The sequence below is a fragment of the Paenibacillus sp. UMB4589-SE434 genome, from assembly GCF_030226685.1.
GTDB lineage: Bacteria > Bacillota > Bacilli > Paenibacillales > Paenibacillaceae > Paenibacillus_B.
Genome location: NZ_JASOYK010000010.1, coordinates 46,369 through 72,615, shown reverse-complemented (window position 1 = coordinate 72,615; position 26,247 = coordinate 46,369). Strand labels below are relative to the sequence as shown.

The 26,247-nt window shown below is 46.3% G+C and carries 22 protein-coding genes; 3 read left to right on the top strand and 19 right to left on the bottom strand.

All coding sequences use genetic code 11. The features are described 5' to 3' along the window. Positions 1-22: 22 nt before the first annotated feature. The 16 genes from QP775_RS23795 to QP775_RS23720 all read right to left on the bottom strand — a co-directional run bounded on the left by QP775_RS23795 (position 23) and on the right by QP775_RS23720 (position 20,585). Positions 23-940 (bottom strand): LacI family DNA-binding transcriptional regulator, encoded by a 918-nt coding sequence (locus QP775_RS23795; protein ID WP_350338995.1) that lies wholly within the window; start codon positions 938-940, stop codon positions 23-25. A gap of 83 nt (positions 941-1,023) precedes the next feature. Beyond that, positions 1,024-2,760 carry an alpha-glycosidase gene (locus QP775_RS23790; protein ID WP_285109177.1) on the bottom strand — a complete coding sequence of 579 codons (1,737 nt, stop codon included), beginning with the start codon at positions 2,758-2,760 and terminating at the stop codon, positions 1,024-1,026. Positions 2,761-2,853: 93 nt separating this feature from the next. Beyond that, complete coding sequence (locus QP775_RS23785; protein ID WP_239333233.1) at positions 2,854-3,687, bottom strand: sugar ABC transporter permease; 834 nt, start codon at positions 3,685-3,687, stop codon at positions 2,854-2,856. Next, positions 3,688-5,004, bottom strand: a complete 1,317-nt coding sequence (locus tag QP775_RS23780; protein WP_285109176.1) for a sugar ABC transporter permease — start codon at positions 5,002-5,004, stop codon at positions 3,688-3,690. It abuts the gene before it with no gap. Positions 5,005-5,054: 50 nt separating this feature from the next. Further along, positions 5,055-6,350: a sugar ABC transporter substrate-binding protein gene (locus QP775_RS23775; RefSeq protein WP_285109175.1), complete on the bottom strand. Its 1,296-nt coding sequence runs from the start codon at positions 6,348-6,350 to the stop codon at positions 5,055-5,057. Between the two features lie 168 nt (positions 6,351-6,518). Then, positions 6,519-8,189, bottom strand: a complete 1,671-nt coding sequence (locus tag QP775_RS23770) for a putative polysaccharide biosynthesis protein (RefSeq protein WP_285109174.1) — start codon at positions 8,187-8,189, stop codon at positions 6,519-6,521. Positions 8,190-8,227: 38 nt separating this feature from the next. After that, positions 8,228-8,707 (bottom strand): DUF456 domain-containing protein, encoded by a 480-nt coding sequence (locus QP775_RS23765; protein WP_285109173.1) that lies wholly within the window; start codon positions 8,705-8,707, stop codon positions 8,228-8,230. Positions 8,708-8,763: 56 nt separating this feature from the next. Beyond that, on the bottom strand, positions 8,764-9,501 hold the full coding sequence (locus QP775_RS23760; protein ID WP_239333223.1) for a Cof-type HAD-IIB family hydrolase: 738 nt from the start codon (positions 9,499-9,501) through the stop codon (positions 8,764-8,766). A 379-nt stretch (positions 9,502-9,880) separates the two neighbouring features. Further along, a complete protein-coding gene (locus QP775_RS23755; protein ID WP_239333221.1) occupies positions 9,881-10,771 on the bottom strand; it encodes a metal ABC transporter permease in 891 nt (296 codons plus the stop codon). After that, positions 10,768-11,721, bottom strand: coding sequence for a metal ABC transporter permease (locus QP775_RS23750; RefSeq protein ID WP_285109172.1), 954 nt, complete (start codon positions 11,719-11,721; stop codon positions 10,768-10,770). The genes QP775_RS23755 and QP775_RS23750 overlap by 4 nt, the downstream gene beginning before the upstream one ends. A gap of 5 nt (positions 11,722-11,726) precedes the next feature. Then, entirely contained in the window at positions 11,727-12,500 is a 774-nt protein-coding gene (locus tag QP775_RS23745) for a metal ABC transporter ATP-binding protein (protein WP_239333217.1), read from the bottom strand. Positions 12,501-12,695: 195 nt separating this feature from the next. Next, positions 12,696-13,631 carry a metal ABC transporter solute-binding protein, Zn/Mn family gene (locus QP775_RS23740; protein WP_285109211.1) on the bottom strand — a complete coding sequence of 312 codons (936 nt, stop codon included), beginning with the start codon at positions 13,629-13,631 and terminating at the stop codon, positions 12,696-12,698. Positions 13,632-14,023: 392 nt separating this feature from the next. Next, positions 14,024-16,432 (bottom strand): endo-beta-N-acetylglucosaminidase, encoded by a 2,409-nt coding sequence (locus tag QP775_RS23735; protein WP_285109171.1) that lies wholly within the window; start codon positions 16,430-16,432, stop codon positions 14,024-14,026. Positions 16,433-16,773: 341 nt separating this feature from the next. Then, positions 16,774-18,816 carry a peptidoglycan D,D-transpeptidase FtsI family protein gene (locus tag QP775_RS23730; protein ID WP_285109170.1) on the bottom strand — a complete coding sequence of 681 codons (2,043 nt, stop codon included), beginning with the start codon at positions 18,814-18,816 and terminating at the stop codon, positions 16,774-16,776. A 99-nt stretch (positions 18,817-18,915) separates the two neighbouring features. Further along, a complete protein-coding gene (locus QP775_RS23725; RefSeq protein ID WP_285109169.1) occupies positions 18,916-20,136 on the bottom strand; it encodes a transglutaminase-like domain-containing protein in 1,221 nt (406 codons plus the stop codon). Then, positions 20,136-20,585, bottom strand: a complete 450-nt coding sequence (locus QP775_RS23720) for an ATPase (RefSeq protein WP_483312042.1) — start codon at positions 20,583-20,585, stop codon at positions 20,136-20,138. The genes QP775_RS23725 and QP775_RS23720 overlap by 1 nt, the downstream gene beginning before the upstream one ends. Positions 20,586-20,898: 313 nt before the next feature. On the opposite strand from QP775_RS23720, the gene QP775_RS23715 reads away from it, so the two are divergent. Together QP775_RS23715 and QP775_RS23710 are read left to right on the top strand one after the other, a co-directional pair. After that, entirely contained in the window at positions 20,899-22,140 is a 1,242-nt protein-coding gene (locus QP775_RS23715) for an MFS transporter (protein WP_285109168.1), read from the top strand. Positions 22,141-22,636: 496 nt separating this feature from the next. Beyond that, positions 22,637-22,993, top strand: coding sequence for a toprim domain-containing protein (locus QP775_RS23710; protein WP_239333209.1), 357 nt, complete (start codon positions 22,637-22,639; stop codon positions 22,991-22,993). A gap of 6 nt (positions 22,994-22,999) precedes the next feature. Here QP775_RS23710 and QP775_RS23705 read toward each other — a convergent pair whose 3' ends face one another. The 3 genes from QP775_RS23705 to QP775_RS23695 form a co-directional block, all read right to left on the bottom strand. Beyond that, the gene (locus QP775_RS23705; protein ID WP_239333207.1) at positions 23,000-23,611 is read right to left on the bottom strand and encodes an SCO family protein; all 612 of its coding nucleotides are present in this window, start codon (positions 23,609-23,611) and stop codon (positions 23,000-23,002) included. Positions 23,612-23,645: 34 nt separating this feature from the next. Then, complete coding sequence (gene cyoE / locus QP775_RS23700; protein WP_239333205.1) at positions 23,646-24,575, bottom strand: heme o synthase; 930 nt, start codon at positions 24,573-24,575, stop codon at positions 23,646-23,648. Positions 24,576-24,714: 139 nt separating this feature from the next. Next, positions 24,715-25,068 (bottom strand): hypothetical protein, encoded by a 354-nt coding sequence (locus tag QP775_RS23695; RefSeq protein WP_285109167.1) that lies wholly within the window; start codon positions 25,066-25,068, stop codon positions 24,715-24,717. A gap of 27 nt (positions 25,069-25,095) precedes the next feature. Between QP775_RS23695 and QP775_RS23690 the strand changes: the two genes are divergently transcribed. Further along, positions 25,096-26,073: a metal-dependent hydrolase gene (locus QP775_RS23690; RefSeq protein WP_285109166.1), complete on the top strand. Its 978-nt coding sequence runs from the start codon at positions 25,096-25,098 to the stop codon at positions 26,071-26,073. Positions 26,074-26,247 lie beyond the last annotated feature (174 nt).

The following is a 26,247-nucleotide window of genomic DNA, read 5'->3' as shown; positions in this document are numbered from 1 at the left end:
GCATTCTCCTCATACCGTATAATTACGAGGAGACAGACAATATGATAAATTTCTCCTCGTTTCTATATTCCGCGTCATCAATATAACTGTTCATTAAGTTCACAATAGACGTATACTCGTTCATACGGAACGATACCCGCTTGATATCGTCACGCAGCACTTCTGGACAATGACACGTGCACCATGCAACGAAACGCGCATGTGACATGGCTGCCTGATTGGCTATAAATTCATTCAGAACGATCCCGGGATGATGCTCATGCTTGCCCAAGAAAGCCCGCATACCACCTGCGTCCTTATATACATGTATCTTCTCTTCAGGCAAGCCGGACACATGCTTGATCATGTCCATCCACTTCTTATTGTTATACGCATCCAGCATCAGAAATTGTGGTGCTTCACCCAACATAGCCGTAGAAGCATCAAAACCTGTTTTAATGTCCGGCATTACCTTGTGAAAGAGCGAATCCTCAATATAACTATCAACTACAAAGACCGGAATGCCGAACCCAAAATAAGGGGTGATGGTGGCAAACCTTTCTTGATCCACATTAATGAGAAACACACCGTCCAGATTACGTTCCATAATGACTTTGTAAGACGGCTCCGAACTGTCTATCTGCATCAATATAACGTGGTAGCCCAGTGCACTGCACTGTTGTTCAATTTTGCTGATCGTTTTGGCATATTTAAGCTCGGACCATGGACTTGGCTCACTGTCTTTAAACCATAAAATCCCAATAAGACCTGTCTTTTTGATCTTCAAAGATTGAGCAGTACGATTAGTGACATACTTGAGCTGCTGTGCAATTTTTAATACTTTCACTCGAGTTTCGTCCGAGATGGACTGCGTTTTTACATCGTTCAAAATATAAGACACGGTTGCAATCGACACGCCTGCTGCTTGGGCGATATCTTTAATCGTTGTTTTCTTCATCATTCTCCGACCTCACTTAAACTTAAACGTTTAAGCCAATTAAAGCATACCGCCTTTTGCATGTCAATTTTGCTATCAGACTGACGTTAGTTATGAAGTATGCACCCTCCGTAAGCAGGTAAGCTGATGATAAGCTGATCGCTCTCCTGTTTGAATGTCCCAACCCCCAGCAGCATGCTTAATCCCGTTACCACTGTCATACCCGCAACCGTAAATGTGGTGGCGTCCTTGCTGTTGTTAAAGCAAATGTACACCTGCTCACTGCCGTGTTTCCTTTCTACAACCAACTGCTGCCGATCTGCATATACGATTCGGAAACGGCCTGCTTGTAGTGCTCGTTTTGAAGTTCGCAGGGCGATAAGCTGATGATAAAATGTATACAATTCACGATTCTGCTGTGAAGCATCCCATACCATCGGCTTGCGGCAATCCGGGTCTTCTCCTCCTGTCATGCCAACCTCATCGCCATAATAAATGCATGGCGCACCCAGGAAGCTGAATTGGAACAGTACAGCCAGCATCATCTTCCGCTCATCCCGAGCCATCGTCAGCAGCCGAGGCGTATCATGACTGCCTAATATCGTAAAGGTGGCCTCGTTGACTTGCTGCGGATAATCAGCCAATAGCTTGTTCACTTGATAGGCAAACTGCTCCGCATTGATCGAGTCTTTTGCATAAAAATCAAGGACCGCTTCCGTCACCGGATAGTTCATCACCGCATCAAACTGGTCGCCTTGCAGCCATGGCATCGCATCATGCCAGATTTCCCCGAGAATATAAAAGTCCGGCTTTAATGACTTGCATGCTTTACGGAATTCGCGCCAGAATTCATGATCAACCTCATTGGCAACATCCAGGCGCCAGCCGTCAATATCACATTCACGAATCCAATATTGAGCGACATCCAGCAAATACTGCCTCACATCCGGATGTACTGTATTCAGCTTCGGCATATGTGATTCAAAAGCGAAGCAATGATAGGAAGGCCTCGGCGCTCGTGTCAGCGGGAACGATTTAATATGAAACCAATCCCGGTAGCGCGATGCTTCCCCATGCTCAAGCACATCCTGAAAAGGGGCGAACCAATAGCCACAATGATTAAATACGGCATCCAAAATGACTCGGATTCCACGGTTGTGGCAAGCCTCTACTAGACTTTTTAACAATTCGGTATCGCCAAACTGCGGATCTACTTTCATATAATCAGTGGTATCATACTTATGGTTCGTCTTCGCTTCAAACAAAGGTGTAAAATAAATTGCGTTGATGCCCAACTCGCTAATGTAATCGAGTCGCTCCAGCACACCTTGCAGGTCGCCGCCATAAAAATCTTGCGGACCTGGTGAGGATGCTTCCCATGGTAAAACCGACTCTGGATCATTTGACGGGTCACCATTCGCAAATCGATCCGGGAATATTTGATAAAACACAGCATCTTTTACCCAAGCAGGTGGCTGAAGAACCTCATTTGCCCAAAGAAACGGGAAATCAAAAAAAGTCAGCGGATTGTGCGGCTTGTCCTTCACAAAGCCTTTTTCCGTATACCATATCGACTGCTCGTCATCTGTTAACTGGAATGCATACCGAAGCCGCAGATGCAGAGGAACAACTTCTGCTTGCCAGTAATCAAACCATTCATCGCTTGCCAGCTTATAAAGTTCGGATACGGTTGCCGTGTTGTCCCAATCGTACTTGTCGCCATAAAGTACTCTAACCGAGTGCAGATCGTTCTTCTTGGTCCGCAGTCGGATATGGATGGTATGTTCGTCATAAGAGTAACAATAGGACTGTCCCGGTCGATGATAGATCGCTTCGAGAAACATGATCTGACCTACTCCTTCCTGAATCCAGATAATTAAACATATGCCTTGTCATATTGAGACCTAAATAGTACGGTAAATTTCGTCTTGTAATGGTTAGCCTTTATCCGCACCCGCCGTCATACCATGGATGAGATATTTTTGGAAATACATATACAAGATCGTGATCGGCAGCGCTACTAGTACCGCACCCGCGGCAAACGTCGTAAAGCTGGAATTGGTCTCTGTCGCAACCATATTGTACAAGCCCTGCGCCAACGTCATTTTATCGGACGACCTCAGCACAATCTGAGGAAGTATAAAGTCCATAAAAGGCGTTATAAAGCTGTTTAAAGCGACAAAGGTAATAGCAGGCAACGACAATGGCAAAATAATTTTAAACAGCGTGACCATATGGCTTGCACCGTCAATGTATGCTGCCTCTTCCAGACTTTTCGGAATCGTATCGAAATGACCTTTCATCACCCAAGTCCCCATCGAGATAGAACCGCCAGCGTAAATTAAAATAAGGCCCAAGTGCGTATCCAGCAGCTTCGTTTGCAGCAGCAGGACAAAGATTGCCATAATCGATAAGAAGCCAGGAAACATTTGCAGGATAAGCAGCGCCATCAAACCTTGCTGCCTGCCTTTAAAGCGAAAACGGGAAAAGGCATAGGCTGTAGCTGCCACTAATCCTGTTGATAAAACCGCATTTGCAAGTGCAATCGTTACTGTATTTCGGAACCACAGTACAAAATCAGTATTTCGAATGAGCTCGACATAATGCTCCAGCGTTGGCTGCTTGGGAAACATACTGCTTACCATTAAAGTATTTCCCGGATGAAGAGAGGTACCGATCACCCAAATCAACGGATATATTGTCGTCAACAGAAGCACGGCAAACACCGCGTATATGCCAATGACGACCAAATTGTTCAGCAATTTTGACATTTAGATCCTATCCTCTTCTCGTGTTGTCTTCATCCTTCTATAATTCCACAGGGAAAAGACCGCAATAAAGACAAACATGATAATCGATACTGCGGAAGCCATATTGAACTGGCTTTGATTCAGTGTCATTTTAAAAATCCACGAGATCAAAATATCCGTACTGCCCGCGTAATAGTAATCAGGATGATTCGGGCTGCCATCCGTCAGCATATAAATCAAGTTAAAATTGTTAAAATTAAATGCAAACTGCATAATTAAAATCGGTGCTGTCGCTGCTAGTACAAGTGGCAGTGTAAGTTTCGTGAATCGTTGTGTCCCAGTGGCGCCATCCACTGCAGCTGCTTCGTACAAGTCACGCGGAAGTGTCGTTAACACACCAGACATTAACGCCATTAGGAACGGCGTAGAGAACCACAAGTTTACAATTATAATGGTAACTTTGGCCATCGTCGGGTCCGAAAGCCAAGGCACGGGCGACATACCCAATTTAACCAGCATATCGTTCACGGGACCAAAAGAACCATTCAGCAGCACGCGGAACACCAGTATCGATATAAATTGCGGAACCGCCCACGGCAGAATAAATATCGTTCGCCAAAACTTTTTGAACATTATTCTAGGATGATTCACCATTAATGCCAGTACAAGGCCGCTAAAAAATACAGACAGCGTGGACGCTACCGCCCAGATGATATTCCAGACGGATATACCAAAGAAGGTCGTCCGCCACGACTCCTGCGCGAACAAATCGTAAAATGTTCGCAGCCCCGTCCAGTCCACCAAGTTGCGGTCTGGAATGTGATGAGGTGCTGAATAGTTCGTAAAAGCAATCAATACATTAAACACAAGCGGCAGCACCGTCACAAATAAAACAAAAAAGAGAGAGGGCACCAGCAGCAAGTACGGAAAGTGTCTGAACTTAGCCTGTCTTACCGATACTAGAAATCCAGGAACCGCCTTGCCTTGATCTCTTAGCTCACCATTCTTCTTGGCATCGTATATATTCAACGCATAGAAACCTGCAAATAACAACACCAAGACGATCATAATGATGCCGTGGATCAGCATAAAGATGGAGTGGTCCCCTTTTATGACATTACCAGCAACAATTTTGGAAGGCACATCCCCTAATGTAATGAGCCCTTTAATGCCTTGATAAACGATAGGATAATAATTCCAAAAGAACAATTGAGTCGCTGTCATAAATAGCAAACCCTTTATATATTGCCTATTGTACAACTGACCCAAACCTATAAATACCGCAGAGAAAATAGCAGCTATGGTCCGATGCCGACGAGCATCTGTTGTTGCCATCATACGGAAGACCGCCTTAGTCGAATTTTGAGATTACCCGTTCCTGTGACCGATTATTTCTTGGATTGAATCGCTGTCTTGATCTGAGCTGCTGCCTTATCCAGCACAACGCTTGGCTCCTGATTGTCGTTCCAGATAGCAGCTAGTGCAGCACCTGCTGGAACCCATACGGTTCCCATTTCTGGTATGGATGGCATAGGTGTCGAATGTTCCGCTTGCTCCAAGAAAGCCATAATGTTAGCATCCTGCGCGATCGTAGGCTCGGCCATTAAATCTTTTCTGGCCGGCAGCTGTCTTGTCATTTCGAATCGCTTCTTGCCATTTTCCTGTGAAGTAACATAACGCGCAAACAGCTTTGCTGCTGCTGGATATTCGGTATACGAGTTGACATATACTGCCCGGATACCCGACATGCTCTTCGGGTGCTCTCCATTTGGCAAGAGCGGCAGCGGAGCCACTGCATAATCGACACCTGCATTCGTCAACTCATTCATTAGCCATGGGCCATTAATGATAGCTGCCGTGCTGCCTTCTACGAAAAATCCGGTAATGATATTATCGTTGATATCGTTAACGTTGATTGGCAAAATTTGCTTTAACGATTGTAAATACTTTGCTCCTGCAACCGACTGAGCGCTATTCAGCCCCATATCCGCCGCATTCGTCCCCCCGTTGCCGAACACATATCCGCCATAACCCGCTAAGAAAGAGTAAGATTGATACAACTGTCCTACATTCCACATAAGGGCGTATTTCTTATTCGCAGGATCATTATACGACTTGGCAAATTGGATCAACTCATCATAAGTCCCAGGGGCCTTTGGCAGCAATTTTTTATTATAATACAACGCATAGGTGTCAATTGCGGTTGGATAACCGTACAATACCCCTTCATAACTAACACCTTCCAGAGCCGAGGTCATAAATTGATTTTTTGCTGGGTCGTCTAACACATCATTTTGCAGGACTAGCCCTGCCATAACTGCATTACCTAAGTGATCATGCGGCGCTGCAAAAACATCTGCTCCGATCCCAGCAGGCCCATCCGTTGTCAGCTTAGTCACGGCATCTATAGCAGGAACGGCTTCTACCTTCACCTTTACGCCATATTCTTGTTCAAAGCTTACTGCGACCGCTTTCATAAAATCCAACTCAGGTCCCTTGGACTCCCACACAAGTAATTCTGCGCCTTCTTCTGGCTTTAACTCTGCTTGCAGCCCTTGCTGCTGTTCAGAATGTTCTTCTTTTTGCGAAGCAGATTGGCCCGTCTGCTGCGACCCACATGCTGTAAGCAGAAGCATACAACTAACTAACGCCACCCACATGGAAATCATAAAACGCTTTGACACGACTTATCCCTCCAGTCTTCATTCAACTCGACTTAAGTTAACTTAAACGTTTAAGTAATTTCATTAATATGATAACTCCTTTAAAACAAGTCGTCAATAACATAAAAAACAGGTATCCTCTATGCTTAAGAGAGAATACCTGTCTTCCTATATATTAGCCACTAGGGCCTACCCTCTGGAACCCACCTTCTGGATTTGCATAATAGGCCGCAGTACTTTCTGAACAATCCGAGGATAACTGCCAAGCTCGTCCCTACGAACGACACGGAACACCACCAGGCCTACGATAAATACAACCAACACTACTATACCAACAAACCCTGCTGTAAACATAAAACCAATCTTGTGGCCCGCATGAGGAACAACCGCCAACGGCTCTCCATATTTAACAGATTGGGCTGTAATGCCAACAAGCTGCTCACCCAAACGCTCCGTCAAATAACCAAGGCCGCCTGCAAGAAGAGTAGCCAGCATAAAACCAGGCCAACGCTTGCCCATAACGTCAAACTTGACGACTTTCTTCATCACACGCAGGTTGAGATACGTAATAATTAAGAACGTAATCATCGTTGCCGTAATAATACCGTATACACCAATAAATTGAGCCAGCACAAAGCTGAAAATAAGCTTAAGGATAATGCCCAGCGTAACACTAATCATGGCAATATAAGGCTTGCCAAGTCCGATCAGGATCGAGCTTGATGTCATCATCGTAATCTGCAATATCGTACCCAGCGTCAGCATGGCAATAATTCCAGCACCATCTAGCGAGCTGAATAACAATCCGTTAATGGAAAAGGCACCTACGCCAAGCGCCAATACGATCGGCATTCCGCTTAATACAGAAATCCGCATCGCAAGCGAGATCTGGCGCTGTAAGTGCTGCATATCCCGCTTCGCATAAGCAGCGGAAATGACCGGAATAATCGATGTACTGAGCGCAATCGCCAGAATCGGCGGTATGCCTGCAATCGATTGGGCACGCTGCCCTAATATGCCATAGATATGCGTCGCAGTGGCCTCACCTACGTCCGAGGACAACAGCGGCACTGTAATGGACGAATCAATAAAGTTGACCAATGGCACGGCAAGTGATGCCAGCACTATAGGAATCGATAACGCAAAGATGGATGCAAAGATCGCCTTCAACGAGACAGGCGGTGTATTAGACCTGCGAGCCCGTACGCCTGCTTCACGATCCAAGCGGCGCAGCTTGCGCAAGTAATAAATCATTACGGCAAAAGCACCGATACTACCAAGCACACCGCCGAAGGAAGCACCTGCAGCTGCCCAAGCTTGGGATGCGCCATTGTTCACAAGGATTAAAGCAAGCGCGATCGCCGTTGCGACGCGTAAAATCTGCTCAATAATCTGGGACACACCGCTGGCCTGCATCATGTTGCGTCCCTGTGTATACCCCCGCATCATCGCGAGCATCGGAAACAATAACAGCGCTGGTGCCAGCGCGCGAATGGCGAGCGCGGCTTCCGGCTGCTTGATTGCTGTCGCATAGACAGGTGCCAGGAAGAACAGCAGCAGCGTCACAACGACGCCGGATATGAGACCAAACAGCAGCGCCGCAGCATAGACACGCTCGGCCTCACGCACCTGATTAAGGGCGTAACGTTCAGATACCATTTTGCTGAGTGTGCTCGGAATACCCGCAGTCGCGATTGCCAAGATCATCAAATAGACGTTCTGAGATGTGGCAAACGCCGCGTTACCTACAGAACCGAGCATATGCTCAAGCGGTACCCGCTGGAATACGCCCAGCACGCGTGCTACTAAAGTAGCAGCTGCAATGATGAGCGTCCCTTTAATAAAAGACTCCTTTGCCAAAAGCTTCCCTTCTTTCCTCTTCTACCACAGACCACAAATTAAATAATCCAAATTATAAATAACACAATCATAACGATTTGCAGAATGAACTTTGTCACCATGCTGGTAAATAAACCAACGATCGCTCCAATCGCAGCCTTAGTCGAACGTCCGACATCAGCCCCTGTGATCAGCTCCCCGATCAAAGCTCCGAGAAACGGACCTAATAGGAGACCAAATGCCGGAATGACAAACGGGCCGAATATAACCCCAATCGTACTGCCAATAACGGATGCCCTTGAGCCCCCATATCGTTTGACACCCCAGGCACTGACCGCATAATCCGCCACAAACATGACCACAACGATTAGTGTCTGGATGGACCAGAACCAGAACCCGAACGGTTCGAATGTAAAAAATAGGCCATACACAAAGAACGCCGCATATATCGCGAGTGCCCCTGGAAGTATAGGGAAGATGGCACCCGCCATCCCGACCGCAAACAAAGCAATGACAAGTATCCATCCCAAAATGGCCATCATGAATTCCTCCTTAGCTGCTGCCGATATCCTATTGATTACTTCATGCGCTATAATTATGCTAAAATAAACCGCCGAATCACTTCCGCTACGCCGCTTTCATTGTTGGAAGCTACGATCGCATCAGCGGCCTGCTTAACTTCCTCCTGCGCGTTCCCCATTGCCACACCAAGTCCTGCATGACGAATGACTGCAATGTCATTTAAGCTATCCCCGACGGCTATCGTCTGCAAGATGTCCAGACCGAGCATATCACACACAGTCTGTACACCTGATGCTTTGTTGATGCCGAGCGGGTTAATCTCAATATTGTGCGGCGAAGAGTTGGTTAACTCCAATCCGCCTAAAGTACGTAATTCGTCAAGCAATTGACCGCGTACGATATCATCTTCATTAAAATAACCGAACTTCAGCCAATCCTCCTGCTCCACATTTCCGTTCCATTTCTCCCTGTTATACAATCGTTCAGTCGAATAGGCCCAGAACCAAGTGTCATACTTCTCAGATAGCTCAAGCATCTTAGTAACAGCACTACGCTGCAGCAGATGGCGAATGTGAAGCTCTTGAGGGTTTTTCCATACCTCACCACCATTTACCGTTACCATTGGTCCCGTCAAACCAAGCTGTTCCGCATAGGGCACCGCGTTTTGAATCGCTCTGCCTGTCGATAATATGACCGTTACACCCGCTGCTTGCGCTTCCGCTATCGCTTGGGCGGTATCCTCACTCACTCGTTGGTCCTCGTCTAACAGCGTCCCGTCCATATCGAGAGCTAACAGTGTATATTTACTCATTGTTGCCTACACTCCCGTCCGGCGTTTATGGCTTGCTCATCCGCACATTCGTCATGATTCGCGACCCTGCGCGTAAGACGGCTACCATACGCCATTTTACATAACGACATTGTATCATAAACGGTACGAGCACAACAAAAATATCTACCTCTTCCTATAAATAACTTGAGTATATTGGCCTATATGACAGAAAGCTGAATCCGATGCATCATGAGATGCCCGAATCCAGCTTTCCTATTGCCTATTCGTTTCATGCGTGCTTGTAACATGCTTGTTACGCACTTGATACACACCATCTTGCGTGCTTGCTGCTTACTTGCTTACGTGCCTGTTAGATCCTTATCACACGCTTATTACGCGCTTGCTGAATGCTTATATGTCAGCTTACTTGACTGTGAAGTACAGCAAGTTTACGCTGCTTGATTAACCGCGCCAACATACCGTGGCTTGGGGAGAAAATAAAAGCCAATACGAACAATGCGCCTGCTACAGTTACCATCATTCCGGCAATAGAAGCATCGAGCCATGCTGCCGTATAATATCCCAGTACTGCACAAGCTATGCCAATCAGCACACTGTATATGATCATCACTGACAACCGCTCTGTCAACAAATAGGCTGTAGCAGCAGGTACGATCAGCATACCTACGACTAGAATAGCACCAACACTCTCAAAGCTGGCTACCGTTGTCATCGATACCAGACCCATTAAAAGGTAGTGGAACAACGCAACCGGAATGCCGCAAGCAAGTGCCATAGCGGGATCGAACGCGCAGATTTTAAATTGTTTGTAAAAGAGTCCAATCACTACAAAAATAACAGCAACCGTGAAGCCAAGTATCCATACTGCCTTCGGTATGTAATCGATGCCGAAGACGTCAATCGTATTCCAATGTACATACGCAATCTCGCCAAATAATACGCAGTCTAAGTCAAGATCGACTTGACGTGCATTTAAGCTGACAAGCACAACACCGACTGCAAACAGTGCTGTAAACACAACACCTATCGAAGCATCGGATTGAACGCCGCTCTGCTGGAACATTTGAATCAGAAAGACCGTAATAAGCCCGACTACAGAAGCACCTAACAGCATGGCAAGCGAATCACGTGAACCGCTGATCATAAAGGCGATCACGATTCCGGGCAGAACGGAGTGGCTTATCGCGTCTCCTATAAGTGACATTTTTCTAAGTACAAGGAAGCAGCCAAGTATGCCGCATGATATGGCGACCAATGCACCTGTCGCAATGATCCAAAAATCAGTCATAACGAAGCCTCCTTCCGCACACGAGTGCCACGTTCGCTCATCCTTGCACGTTCTTCCTCTCGAATAGTACGATTAGTGCGTATTCTTCGAATCACCTTGGCACACACACCTCTGCGCGGAGCAAAGAGAACAGAGAATACAAACACTGTCGTAGCGGCCAATACACTTAATGGACCTGTAGGCAGGTTGCTCGTGGTCGTACTGATCAACGTCCCGATGACCCCGCTGACAGCACCGAATAGGCCACTCAAGCTCACCATCAGTCCCAGTCGATCCGTCCAGTATCTTGCCGACACAGCAGGCGTAATAAGCAGCGCTGCAACTAGCACGACACCGACCGCTTGAATCCCGACAACTACTGCGATAACGGTGAAGAACATTAACATTTGTTCCAACACGCCAATCGGAAAGCCCAATCCACGGGCAAATCCCGGGTCAAAGCTAAGCAACTTGAATTCCTTAAACAGTAAGCTGCACGCGATAATAATAACTGCCGATACCCCGATCATCGTGTATACGTCGCTCTGAATCATAGAAGCAGCTTGCCCAAACAAAAATTTATCAAGCCCGCTCTGATTGCCATATGACGAATGCTGAATCTGAGTTAATAGCACGATACCAATACCGAAAAATACGGACAGCACGATGCCCATCGCCGCATCGGCCTTAATTCGCGAATACCGCGTGATGACTGCCATAGAGAAAGTCGCAATTAGTCCGGCGACTAATGCGCCTAAGAAAAATAGCGGTAGCGATTTCACGCCAGTGAGCATAAAAGCGATACAAATGCCTGGCAGCGCCGCATGAGCGAGTGTGTCACCCACCAAGCTTTGCTTGCGCAAATAAGCAAAGCTGCCAATGATGCCGCTCATCAAACCGAGCAGCATGCATCCGATCAATATCCATTGTGTATTAGGGTCTGCCAACACAGACCATGACCATAATGACATTGTTATCACCTCGATCCGACGAGGGTAGCCCCGTCTTCTTGATCGAATACGGCTAATTTGCCACCGTACGTCTCGTGGAGCAGCGATTTCGTAAATACAAGCTCTGTAGGTCCATTAGCTATCAGTTCCACATTCAGCAGCATCACCCAGTCAAAGTACTCTTTAACAGTTGCTAGATCATGATGAACGACAAGTACGGTCTTGCCTTGCGCTTTTAGTTCATTTAACAGACTGATAATCGCTTTCTCCGTCATAGCATCGACACCAACAAATGGCTCATCCATGAAATACAGATCCGCATTCTGCGCGAGCGCCCTAGCCAAGAACACCCGCTGCTGCTGTCCACCTGACAATTGCGAAATTTGGCGATGCGCATAATCTGCCATGCCTACTTTCTTCAAGCAGTCCAGCGCTATTTCCCGCTCATTAGCACCCGGTCGTTTGAACCAGCCTAGATGCCCGTAACGCCCCATCATCACAACGTCCAACGCATTCGTAGGAAAATCCCAATCCACCGATTCACGCTGCGGCACATAACCAATAGACTTTCTCATTTCAGCATATGGCTTGCCATATATTTGAACCTCTCCGCTAACCTTAGGGAGCAATCCTAGTATCGCTTTTATCATGGTGGACTTTCCTGCACCGTTGGGTCCAATAATTCCGATTAGCTTGCCTTCTGGTACGTCAAAGGTTAAGTTGCGAAGCACCGGCTTTTTTTGATAGGCGACTGTTAATCCTGTAACAGTCAAAGGTGATGCATGTCTTGTTTGTGTCATTGTTGCTCCTCCTCTCTACTTCTTGCTTCTTGCATTCATGAATCCGGTCATCCGTTTTGAGCTTGTATATCGGATAGATATGATAAGTAGTAGTGCTTAACATACAAAGTAAAATGCTGCCCCGCATGATAGATGCTAAATGTAGTAATGCCATGCTAACGGAATCTTTCTTTTCCATTGAATTATGGACCCTGTTTATTTTAAAGCATTAACAATTACATCAACGTTATGTTTGACCATTCCGATATAAGTACCTTCCGGTGTGCCTGGTGTACCCATCGCATCCGAAAATAATTCGCCGCCTATGGTGACGTTATGGCCTTTCTTCTTCGCTCCTTCGATAACGGCCTCAATGGCCTTCTTTGGGACGCTTGACTCTACAAACACAGCCTTGATCTGGTGATCAACCAGATAATCACGCAGCTCACTCACATCCCTGCTGCCATATTCAGATGCAGTGCTGATTCCTTGAAGCCCCATCACCTTCATTCCATATGCCTTACCAAAGTAATGGAAGGCATCATGTGCCGTAACCAATACACGGCTGCCCTCTGGTATCTTCTGGACCTGCTCACGAACATAGTTGTCCGTTTCCTTCAATTTGGCGAGATACGTTTCTGCATTCTGGCGGTACTCGTCCGCGTGTACAGCATCCATTTCAACTAAAGTGTCACGGATGACCTCTGCCGCACTGATCCAATTGCTCACGTTAAACCAGATATGCGGATCATGAGCTTCCGGAGCCGCCGGGTCGGCCAACAGCTCCGCTTCGTCCAGCTTTTGCGATACTGCAACTGTCTTTTTGTTCTTACTCATCTTTTCTAAAATATCCACCATCTTGCCCTCAAGGTGCAATCCGTTGTAGAACACGATATCCGCCTCGTCCAGCTTTTTAATGTCCCCTTGCGATGCCTTATACAAATGCGGGTCAACCCCAGAGCCCATCAAACCGGTGACGGCTACGTGATCTCCGCCTATTTGCTCGACGACGTCCGCAATCATGCCAATTGTAGTGGTGATTGTCAATTTACCGCTGCTTTCATTTCCAGTAGTGCTGCCTGAAGTTTCTTTCGAATTTCCGCTGCCGCAAGCTGCCAGCCCTATTGCCAAACTTAAGAACAGTACGGTCATGACCAAGCGCTTGAGCGCTGAATTCCATCTCGTTGACTTTGCCTTCACTTTCACTACACTCTCCCTTTTATAAATTGTATGCAGTTATATATTTTATATAAGTGCAATACTTTTTACCCACACTTCTTTTGTTTAATATACACAATATTGTTTCCCAAGTGCAACTTTTTCAGCAAAAAAAAGTTGTTGACTCATTGTGAATAGAATGATAAAGGACTACTTTTCATACTAAAGTATGTACGACCTAGCTAACTGGTACTTTGTCCAAAAGTTTGTTATGCGCCTTGTTTCTTATGTCCTAAAAATGGAGCTGCCGCTCGAGTAGGAATACTCAAGCAGCAACTCCTTGCTAAATCACTATACAGCCCTATCCCTCTGCTATTTACGCTGCATTATTGTCCGTATACTTCCATCTCATAAATACGTGCAGCTGTATCACTCGTTTGAGTTGCCTTTGTCACCACCAACTTCGCAAAACGGGCATTTGTTGCGCTGATCGTATGGCTTGACTCACCTAAGGTGTTGCCTGTCACAGTTACAGCATCTGCCCAATTAACCCCGTCTGCGCTTAACAGAAGCTTAAAATCACGAGTATTAAAACTTGCTGACTCCCCGCCAGCCGCAGCATGTTTTACGACAAACTTCGTGATGGAATAAGAAGATCCCAAGTCAACGCTTAACCAGTGGTTGCCGCTGCCTGTGGCGCACCATTTGCTATTGTTTGCAGCCGTACCATCAACAGCTTTGGCTGGGGATTCCCCACTTACAAAAGTATCCGCAGTGGCAGTACGATTCAAAGCAACATTCGTAATACCCGGCTGCACATTTGACCATAGGAAGCTAACTTGCGCTGCTGCTCCACGCTGTCCATCCTTGCCAAGCGCAATTACTTCGAGTGTAGTCTGTGGCTCGTTGCCAATGCGGAACATAGGCGGAATGTAGTAAACACGGTTAGGTGTTGCATTCACGAACTCTTTTGATCCATCAGGCTTCACGCGGTAAATTTCGTACACCTGAACACCGCCTGAAAGAGAGTCCCATTTCAAGCGAACATCCGTCGATGCACCGCTCATGCCAAGCTCTGTAACCGCTAGATTGGATACCGCTGGCAATGGAGCTTGAGGACTGCTATTACGTACAGACAACTCCCCTATATTTACAGTAAAGTTAGGAATAGCTGTGCTGCTTTCGAATTTCAAACCGATTTCCGTAATCGTACGCCCTGCGTATGCAGACAATGGCAAAGATGCTGTTGTCCAATTAGAAGTACTCAACGTTTGTAATGATACATATTCCGTCTGGGACGGATTGTCTCCAAATACAAGTGCCACCTTCATCTGTGTCCCAGCGGTTGGCGCCTTATACGTAACGGATATGACCGTATTTGCGTCAACAGGCAAGGCTGTCCGGTACAATCGTAAATGCGTTGCGTTTTGTGCGTTCAAGTTGCCACTTACTTTAAGGGAGCTCCCGCCATAGTAAGCTTGGTCCCAGTCAAAGTTAGGCGTTAGAGCCGTGCCTGCGCTCTGTGTGATCCAGCGCCATGTCGGCAGTACATCCTGCAAGCTGCGATTATTCCATTCCTTCGTCCGCATAACGTTGCCATTAATAGCAAACATCTTACCATGACCGGTGTTAAAGTTAGTTGTAAACGGTAAAGAGTTAATCGAGGATTTATCAGCAAAATAATGTGCCATTCCTGGCCAGCCCGAGGCATTCGTTTGGCTTGGGTTTCCATTCGCCCCAACCCAGAATTGACTAGATTTTGTATAGAATTGATTCATGGAAGTCGCACTGCGGTAAGCCCAATCCGGCCGATATATGCCAAGAGATGTACGTGCATTTTGCCCCTGCGGGAATATTGCCGACCAGTTTACGTAACTGCCTGTACCATTGGCCTCAACATCAATGCCTGCATAGGCGTCATAAGGGCTGCGGCCAAGACTGGAGGCCTTGCTAGCCGAACTCTGCAGACCAGTTGCGGACCAGTTAAAGTTGATAAACATCGAGTCCGATATTTTGCTATTCCCACTTTGCAAGAACATTTCATTCTGAGCGTTCAGCGCATTCTGCCAGCTAATGCCGCCACCTTTTGTCATGGAATCATACCAGACCACTTGCATGTTTGGCTTCTTGTGATCTTGCATATATTTGAGGAACTGCTGCATCTTCGTTGCATCCGCAGCATTGCCGCCCACTGTCTCCTGATTAATAAACCAGCCGTCAAAGCCAAAGTAATCCGCTGCTTCAATTAATTTGTCCGCTACTGGAAACGATCCGTCAGGGCGCTGCTGCAGCGTCTGCTGCACCCATTGATAGGTACCGCCATAGGCAGTTGGTGGGAAGAATACCGTACCCACGATCGGGACTCCATTTTTATGAGCGGCATCGATAATGTCAGCACTCGGCGGCACGATAATCCCTTCACCTGAAGATCCACCCCATAGCACCATCGTATCTACATACTGCCAGAAGCTGAAAGCGTCAACACTGTCTTGATCCGATCCTTGAGAAGGCACATTGCTCGTATGCGGATTCATGGCAGCAAGCCCCATCAGCTTAGGCTGCGTACTTGCGTTGCCGTTAACCTTTTCGCCTGCGAAGCGTTCAGCCAGACGAATCGTCCCTTTGTTAAACTCCGCATCTTTGTCCGCTGCCGGACTCCACTTCAGCAGTTGGTCTGGAAACCAATAAGAGGTATGTGGCTGTGCCGCATTGGCTGCGCCAGCCGATAGTACAAATGCCAACATGCTCCAGCCAAGAATGGCCGCCCATCGTGCTCTTTTTTGTTTCTGCTTCATCCTAGCACCTCATTTTGTTCGGTTATATATCGCCCCACACCGCGCGCTGGTCCTGAGACGTACACCTTCATTTTAAGCACAAGGTAAACGCTTTCATAATGGACAAAATTTAGATTTGTTGTATAAATTAAATATAATACCGCTTTTATTCACCTAAATATTACTAATATCTATATTAAGATGATCACAGGATACTAACCAACAGCGCATAATAGACTCCTATCACCATCCCTACATTTAAGCTTAAATAAGTCATAAATTTTCCCTTTATTACCTTTTCCGCTGGAGCGTGTAACAGACAAGCGGCTGTTCTCATCTGAGAACAGCCGCTTCATGTATTCTTATTCAGTTGTTGCTGGTGGCGTCGCTTTGCGAGGCGTGCCTGTAAGCCCTACGGCTTCATCGTAGGCATCAAAGATGGCACGTGCAATTGGTGCCGCACTGTAGGAGCCATAGCCACCCTCCGGTACGACAACCGCAACAGCCAAAGTCGGATTCTCAGCTGGTGCGTAAGCGATAAACACCCCGTTCTCGATCGTTCTTCCCCCAACGTCTTGCTGGGACGTACCTGTCTTGCGATAGAATTTATAAGGGAATCCATCAAAGCCGTGAACGTTAACTCGACTCATCCCATGCTCAACTATATTCCAATACGATTCATCAAACTTTACTTCGTTTAACACTTCCGGCTTGAACTGTTTGACGACTTTATCTTCACCATCCGTAATTTTGCTGACGAATTGAGGCTTCATACGCTTGCCGTGTGAAGCTAATGTAGCTGCATATTGGGCTAGCTGTAATGTCGTATATTTACCTTGCTGTCCAAACGACGCATACACGAGTGCAGACTGCGCATTATTTCTCTCCGCTTCCGTAAGATAGTCCCTCAGACCGGCAAATTCACCAGGGAGCCCACTCCCCGTTTTAACCCCAAGTCCAAACATCTCCATGTACTTATCCCACGTCTCAAGGCCATTTATATCGGTTCGGGAGTACAATCGCTTTCCGATCATGTCAACCATAAAAGCATTGGAGGATACTCGCAAAGCTTCTGCCGCATCCATATAACCGAATGACTTCCGGCTAGAGTTCCATACCTTGGTCTCATAACCTTTACGCCCAAATTCAGCATATCCTCCGTCAAAATAATTGTCATATAAACCAAACAAATTCTCCTGCAAACCGATCAATACGGACAGTGGCTTCATTGTTGAACCTAGATACACGATGGAGTTCGGATGCTTCTTAATCTCATCATCATCATAAGGACCGTAAGCGGCCTTTATCGTACCATTGTTCATATTGAACTTATACTTATCATAATCTTCAGGACTAATAGAGCCGTTCTTCCAGACATTCGTATTATAATCGGGCATGCTGGCCATTGTAACGACGTTGCCAGTCTTTACTTCCATGGCTACCGCATAGCCTGTTCGTGCATTAGGGGCACTTTCCAACGAATCAGAAGAGTTACGCACTTTCTCCAGCGTCTTCATGATCGATTCTTCTGTCTTCATCTGGATGTCCTTATGAATCGTCAGATGCAGATCGTTCCCACGCTCCGGCTTCGTTAGCTCCATCTGACCGATAATGCGACCGGCGACGTTAACAGGAAATCGCTTCAAGCCGTTCTTTCCGCGCAATTCCTCTTGAAACATAAATTCAATTCCGTCTACGCCAACATCCTCATAATCAAGATATCTTAACTCATCTGGCAGCGAATCTTTATTGTTCTGAATATTTTTGTAGTAATCGTATGATTCACGTACACCTTTAAATTTCTTCAGATACCCGATTGTCTGCACCGCAACCGTATCCTCATCATAGTTCCGTACACTGTCCTCAACAATATCGAGTCCTTTGTACTCCGGCTTATGCTCCAAGAAATAAGCAATCTCCTTAGGGGTTAATCCAGTCTTGATCAAACGTGGGACAAACACATAATTCAACTTGCCCTTTAAATCCATACGCTTCAGGATTTCTTCAGCGGTTAGCGGTTTCTCCTTAGAGGCATCCCCGTATTCCTTAAATACGTCAGCAAGTGTATTGGCAAGCTGCTTCGCATCTGCCATGTTCTCTTCCTTCGTATAATTCTTGTCCACGTTAAAATAAAGGGACTGCGTAGAAGTCGAGTAAGCCAATCGTTTCTTGGAAGCGTCATAAATGGTGCCTCGCAGCGGAGGAATGGCTGTTGTCTTATAGCCTAATCTTGTTTCTTTCTCTTTTAAGCCAGGTCCCTCTACAAATTGTAATATAGCTAGGCGCACAATAAGCACCGTAAAGACAGCAAAAGTAACAAAGAAAAAAGTATTTAGTCGAAATGAAAAGTGGCGGCGGTTTAATAGTTCTCGCTTGTGTGGTTCGTCCGAATGCGGATGACTCAAAGCACCATCATCCTTCCTGCGTAGTATGTTCGTTGAGTAATGTTCATTATGTTAGTTTATCACATTAGAACGGCTCGCTCAAAGACTAAACACAGCAGATTAACTGTTGGATATTGCTCCTTTATCTGGAATGTGCGTAGCATCAAAGTTCGGTGGATTAAACCAGTCGCCCGTACTCGCCCATGTCGCATCTAGAGGTATCCAACCTCGGTCTACAAGCTTTACCGTATTCCAGGCATGAGGCCCATATCCACCTTTCCCATCATAGCCCTTACCCGTCACTACACGAACCTCTAATCCTACCGTACGTGCCATTACCGCATACAGCCTCGCATAATCGATACAAACTCCTGATTTGCTATCAAAAGTCTCCTCCGGTGTTTGTTCCTTCCACTCGCCACGCTGGATATAATTATTCGCCTTGCTCCAGTCATATTTCACACGTGTTCCAACCCAGTTATACAATTTGCGCGCTTTCTCTTCGTCAGATCGCGCTCCTTTTGTCACCTCAAGAGCAGCTTTCTCAATATCCTGTGGAATAAGGTAGTCAATAACCTCGTATTTGCGCTGCATCAAGTCACTTAACTGCTCCTCGACTTGCGCTGTAAATACAGGCAGCTGTTTGGTTACCCACGCCCCTGCAAGCGGCTGTATAACTTGATTAGCTGCAGCTTGGTATGCAGCAGATGATTGTACCATCCTACTAACAGCCGTATCCTGCTGCAAGGTTACATAGCCAAAGAGAAGCACCACAATAAAGAAAGCACGCACTGATCCAGTAACGATTCCTACCATAGCGCCCACAACACGGCTCAGAAAACGGATGACAAGCGGTTTATTTGGGGTCTGATGCAGATCTTGACGTCTGAGCACCTGATCAGAATGACGCTGACTTGACGGTATGTCATCCGCTGACGAAGGGGCAAGCAACGTCATTACAAGTCGAGCCAGCACGCCGATGATAGAGCGTATTAAAATATACAATACACTAAATAATAGCGCGAAACGCAGCAGCGCAAAGTCCCTTATGCTCGTTACAGTCGTGTAATACATACGTTCCCACCAGGACAACTCATGGCTGGGAATCTTAATCACCATTTCCTGAAGCCAAGTCGCAACGGTTGGTGATAATGCCTGAGCAGCGAGATATGACAACAATAAGGACATAACCGTCAAGCATGTCTCCAGTATAATAAAGAAGAGGTGACGCACAGACCCCGAAGCGCCTCTGCTCACCCCTTGCCATACGCTAAAAAGAATGACACACGCCAGGACAATCGTCACGAGGTTAAACTCCGCAAACTGCCGAACTGTGTCCATTATTTCTTCTTCGCCTCATCGATAAACGACTTAATTGTGTCGTTAATCTCCCATTCGCCTAACGACACACCGTTAAACGCCAGCTTAACCTTACTGCTGTTCGTAGAACCATTTAATTCTACATTCGGGGACTTGATCGTATATGTACCATCTGCTCCTGCCGAAAAGGTCGCTTTCTTGGCTTCCTGAACCATCGCATTCATCGCTTGATCCTTCAATTGCTGCACGGTCTCATCCTTTACCGTAGTAACCACTTTGTCAATATCGTTCCACGTAATGCCGCTGTATACCGCGACAGCCGCCACGATTACAAGTACAAGTGCCCATTTGACCATCGTCTTCACAAAGCTCACGATGACAAATAATACAATAAGTGCAATCAGGAAGATTAACCAATTCTGCTTCATAAACTCAAAAAGCTGATTCATATCCATTTCTCTATCTACCATCCTTTCCAACCCATATTATACATCATTACCAATTGTTCAGTAAGGTCATACCTTTTCGATAATCAAGGATAAGCTAGCTGCCCAGATATGATAGATATGAAATCTAGTTCGCAGCAGTAGCATACAGCAATTATTTGTCACAAATGTGCTTGATTTATCTGCCACCTACTTGAATGCAATTACACAGTAGGATTTACATCTACGTTAGATGAACATTTGAAAAAGATAGAATCCAGTATCCCATGTAATTAAGGTCATAAGTTCGTCCCTTTCAACGTACAAGTATACCATAGCACTGTGGAGGTGACGGCACATGCGCTCAGTCGTATGGCTTTATTTATTTTTGTTTATTGCATTCTTTGATCTGCATGCCCAATATCCTATCCTTACTCCTTTCGCTGTTTCTTTAGGAGCTGCCCCTTCCTTTATTGGACTCATGATGGGTATGTACTCCTTCACTCATTTGCCTGGTAATTTATTGGCAGGATTCAGTGTCGATCGGTTTGGCAGCCGAATATTTATTGTGTTAAGCCTACTTGGGGCAGGTATTTTGCTTGTGCTGCAAGCTCATGTTGTTAATCCGTGGCAACTGCTGGTTGTCCGCTCCATCAGTGGATTTGTGCTTGCCTTTTTGTCCCCTGCCTGTCTTGCCTTGCTGGCACGTTTTGCTACCAACCAAGTGCAGCAAGGTAAACTGATGGCTGGCAATGGGCTCGTGCACACACTTGCTTCCGTTGTATCGCCAGCAGCTGGTGCCTATCTTGTTGCTCAGCTCGGCTTCACCGCATCTTTCCAGGCGCTTGGCATCGGTCTGTTTATTATTGGCCTGCTTGCGATCTTTATGGTTAGAGTACCGGCTGAAGCGATATCCGCCTCGCCGCCATCTGCGTCATATCCAGCTGCCGCAGCAGGGCAAAAGGCATCCTCACCTATACATTCGAACAGCGGCGAGAAAACAGCCTCCAAGCCGGCTATGGCTGCAAATACTGCGAGCGTCCCCTGGTCCTTCTACATTATGCCGTTTGCCATCTCATGCTCTCAAGGAATCTTGTTCTTCGAACTTCCTTTTGTTGGGAACCAACTTCAATCGATCATGCACTCTGGCATTCTGTTCTCCGCTGTCAGTCTTGGTGCCCTGTGTACACTAAGCATGCTGTTCCTGAATCATTATCCAGCCTATGCCCGGACTTGGATCGGGACATTTGTGCTGTCCTTGCTGTTCTTTGTCATCGCCATTCATTGGCCCGTGCCTTTGTTTGTATCGTTATTTCTAATTGGCATGACCAAAGGTGTCATTCTGCCTGCGATGTCAGCCCACTTACTCCAGTTAAGCGGCGGGGTGAAGTACGGACGAATCTTCTCCTACTTGTCAATTGCGTTCTCTATTGGTTCATTTCTAGGCCCGCTGTTGGCTGGTCAGTTCCGTAATGTCGTATCCCCGTTTTTTATCGCGTTCCTTGTCTTGATGGCGGCAGTTACGATCATGCCTGCCAGGCAGCCTTTTCAACCTTTTACAGCATCAACACCATCCATTCCTGAATCTAAAGCTTCATAAATGCACCAATGCTTAAATTGCAGGCGAATACCTATCTTTGGACTTTCTGGGTGTTTGCACAGCACGACATCCACCCTCCGACATACTATACATTGTGCCTCACGACTTAAAGTCAGAAAGAGGGTGAACCGAATGTCGCATTGTGTAGATCCATGTGGTGGACCTATTGGACCTGGTTTCGGCGGTGGTCTCTGGACAGCAACTGGAACAATTCTTGTACTTTACATCTTATTAGTTATCATCCTCCGCGCTGGTGTGTTTTAATGCCAACTCGCTCTCTCCTCATGCGGCTTGCTCTCGAGCAAGCCGTTCGTTTTTTTTAGGAGCTTCCTCGCAAATCAGTCTCCTTATTCTTAAGGTCACGTGTAAAGTTCGAATCTGCATGTGGTACACTACGTAAATAGAGGACTTATTATATAAATGAAACGACATAATAATGGAGAGACCTTTTCGGTCACACAACACACTTACTTTATACAGCGCTGAGGTGAACTTCATGGATATCGCAATAATCGTAGAGGGAAAAAATGATCGCAGCCGTCTTCGCCGCTTACTAAGTGATGACATCACAATCCTATGTACATATGGAACATTAAATACAAATAAGACCGAGACGCTACGTAAAGAGGTTGGGGACATGAACGTATATTTGTTTATGGACAATGATGCATCCGGCAAGAAAATACGAGGCGTGCTAAGAGATACATTCCAGGATGCGGAACATATATATACACGCAGAGGATATGCTGGCGTAGAAGGTACGCCGGATGAATATCTCATCCAGCAGTTAGAAAAAGCGGGGCTGGAGGAATATGTTATATATCCCGATCCAGCCCCGTTTGCTTCGGAGTAATATATGCTATTGGGTAAGCGAGATAACATCGTCAGCAATCAATTCCGGAGTGACCTCTAGGTCATTTGCGTTATAATATTTGCGCACGTTGCCATCTTGGTCCACGAGCGTCACAAGGTTCGTATGCGTAAAGTTCCCGTCGTTGTCTTTCACGACGGCCGAACCAAACTTGTTCATGAATTCTGCCGTTCCGGCCTCGTCGCCACGTAAGAAGTACCAGCCTTTCAGGTCCGCTTTGTTCATATCTGTAGCCCATTTCATTAGGCGTTCACGAGTGTCACGCTTCGGGTCAAATGTCACGGAGACGATGTTCGCTTTGTCTCCGAACACGCCCTTCTCTTTTAATAAGTCCTGCACCTCATTTAACATGTAGGTTGTAGGTGGGCATACGTCTGTACAATGAGAGAAAAAGAAATAGAACAAGCGAGCCTTGCCATTGGTGCTAGCCAATGACACCGTCTGGCCATCTACGTTCTCCATCGAGAACTCAGGCGCCGCCTTTACGACAGGCAGATCGCTGCCTTTAGGCCAATAGATCCAAGCTGCGGCAACAGCAAATACAAGCACGAGACTGCATAAAAATAATTGCAATGAATAACGCTTCGCAAATTGTGCCATGGTCCATCCTCCAGTAACGTCATAATAAGTGTCTTTATTTGCCCATCGTATCCGCGATAAGAATAAAGAATTGAAGCATTAGGACGTTGATTGACAGGATGAAATTCTTCTTGGCCCACTGCTCATCGTTATTCGTGCGAAATCCAGCAATACATACGTACAACCAAAATGCATTAATAACTGTTCCAGTTACTGCGTAGATAATACCTGCATAACCGTAATAATAGAAGAGCCAAGGTACTGGTAGAAGCAGCAGCACGTAAGGAATCATTTGCCACTTGGTACGCTTAATCCCCTTTACGACAGGCAGCAAGGGATAGCCCGCTGCACGGTACTCTTCCACGCGGCGAATGCCAAGTGCCCAGAAGTGCGGCGGTTGCCATAGAAACATAAGTGCAAATAACAGAACTGCAATTACATCGATCTTGCCTGTGATCGCCACATAGCCGATGACAGGAGGCATTGCTCCTGATATCCCCCCGACAGAGGTGCTCCATGTGGACGTTCTTTTTAACCAGAGCGTATAAATGACGACATAAACAAACATGCCAACAATACCTAATACGCCGGCCAGCACATTAACTAACGAGAATAACACCGTAAGTCCGACAACACCAAGTGCTATCGCATAGATTAACACAACCTGCGGCTGCAGCCTCCCCGTTGGCAATGCCCGATCGCGCGTACGTTCCATCTTCATATCGAAGTCTCGATCGAAGTAGTTGTTAAATACACAGGAAGAAGCCATGACAAGTGTTGTCCCGAGCAACATCCATAACATCATCATCCAAGGGATGTCCCAACGTGCGGCAACCCAGAACCCCGTAAAGGCAGCCAATAAATTTGAACGAATAATACCTGGCTTCGTTAATTGAATGAACTCTTTCCATATCCCGACTCCCACTTGCTCAGGCTTGAGCGTGACAGAGTCAGAAGAGGTCCGATAAGTCATAGGTTTATCCACGCGCCCCGTTCCTCCTTGTTGTAATCCAACAGCAGAAAAAAAGTTCGCCTGCTGTAATTTTCATCATAGCAAAAATGCGCAAGCTATGACAATGATCCTTGCAATCGTTCATCAATTTGACAATTCAACGAACATTATTTCACAATGTATCCTGTCGTGCTGCAAACTCCCAGATATGCAGTTTTGCGGTTCCGCCTGGAATACAGGCTGTCACAACATCCCACTCACTTTGTTCTTGCAATCGAACACGCTTCATGTCAGCATACTGCTGCGGTGTTGTGTCATGCCATTGTTCGACAAATACGTTAGGTTGATCCGTTCCCTCATATAAGGTTACATCCGTTTTATATTGAAGCAGCTTGTTAATATGTGTAAAATAGAGTTCCCGCTTCTCAGGCTCGATGCGATATTCTACAAAAATAATGCTTCCCATCCTTAACATCCCTTCTTCAACCGCTTGAGCGGAGTCATATTTTGTTCCGTCAACGTCCACAATACAACAATCAGGAGGTGAATGTCGATGGATACTGTATCCCATATTGCCATTGGTTTGGGCTTGGCCGGCTTGTCTCAGCTTGATCCTTTAGTAGCAGAGCACAGTATAACTGCCACGGCTGTTTTTATCGGGATTATGCTTGGCTCACAAGCACCTGATGTGGATACAATTTTGAAATTAAAAAGCAATGAAGCCTATGTGCGCAATCATCGCGGCTTCTCTCATTCCATCCCAATGATGCTTGTGTGGACCGTAGTTATTACCGCATTGCTTAGTTGGAGCATGCCTGCTTCGAATTGGCAGCATACCTTTGCATGGACGGGCTTTGCCGTTGTACTGCACGTATTTACCGATTTGTTTAATACATACGGTACACAGGCGGTTCGCCCCTTTTCCGAAGAATGGATCTCGTGGAACATCATATCGTTATTTGATCCTTTCATATTTACTACGCACCTTGTAGCTGTAACCTTGTGGGGCTTTAACATATTGTCGCCGATACTCATTTTTCCTGTACTCTACGTTGTACTAATCGGCTATTTTGTATGGCGCACCCTGGTACATCGGCGAATACTCCGCCGCATGCCGCAGCTTGATCCTGAATATAGCGACGGTGAACGGTATACGATCATTCCTACAGTAGCATGGTCCAATTGGAACGTCGTAAAGAAACAACTAGACGGTGCATTCCGAGTTGGTCATCTCCGCCGCAGCGGCTTAATTTGGAATGAGACGGCCAGATGTGATTCTCACCCCGCCGTTGAAGCATCAAAATCGCAATCCGCCGTAAAAACGTTTCTGTATTTTACCCGGTATGGCTGTGCATCCGTACAGCCTACAGGATATGGTTACGTCGTTAGGTGGGTAGACGTACGCTACCGGCATCGCAAACAATATCCTTTTGTAGCTCTTGTGATGATGAACAGCAACTTTGAACCACTTGATACCTATATAGGCTGGATAAGCGAAAAACAAATGAAGCATCAATATGGGCTTGAGTAATGGTGCAGCACGAAATCCAATAGCTTCATAACAATTGGACCTTTCCGGCGCAAGTCAGAAGTGCTACATTTAGAAGTAAGGAAATGCGCTTACATGCAGTCGATGGAATCGATGCCGTCGTGATATACAGACGAAGCCCTTTCTTATTGGAAAGGGCTTGTTCGCGTAAATACG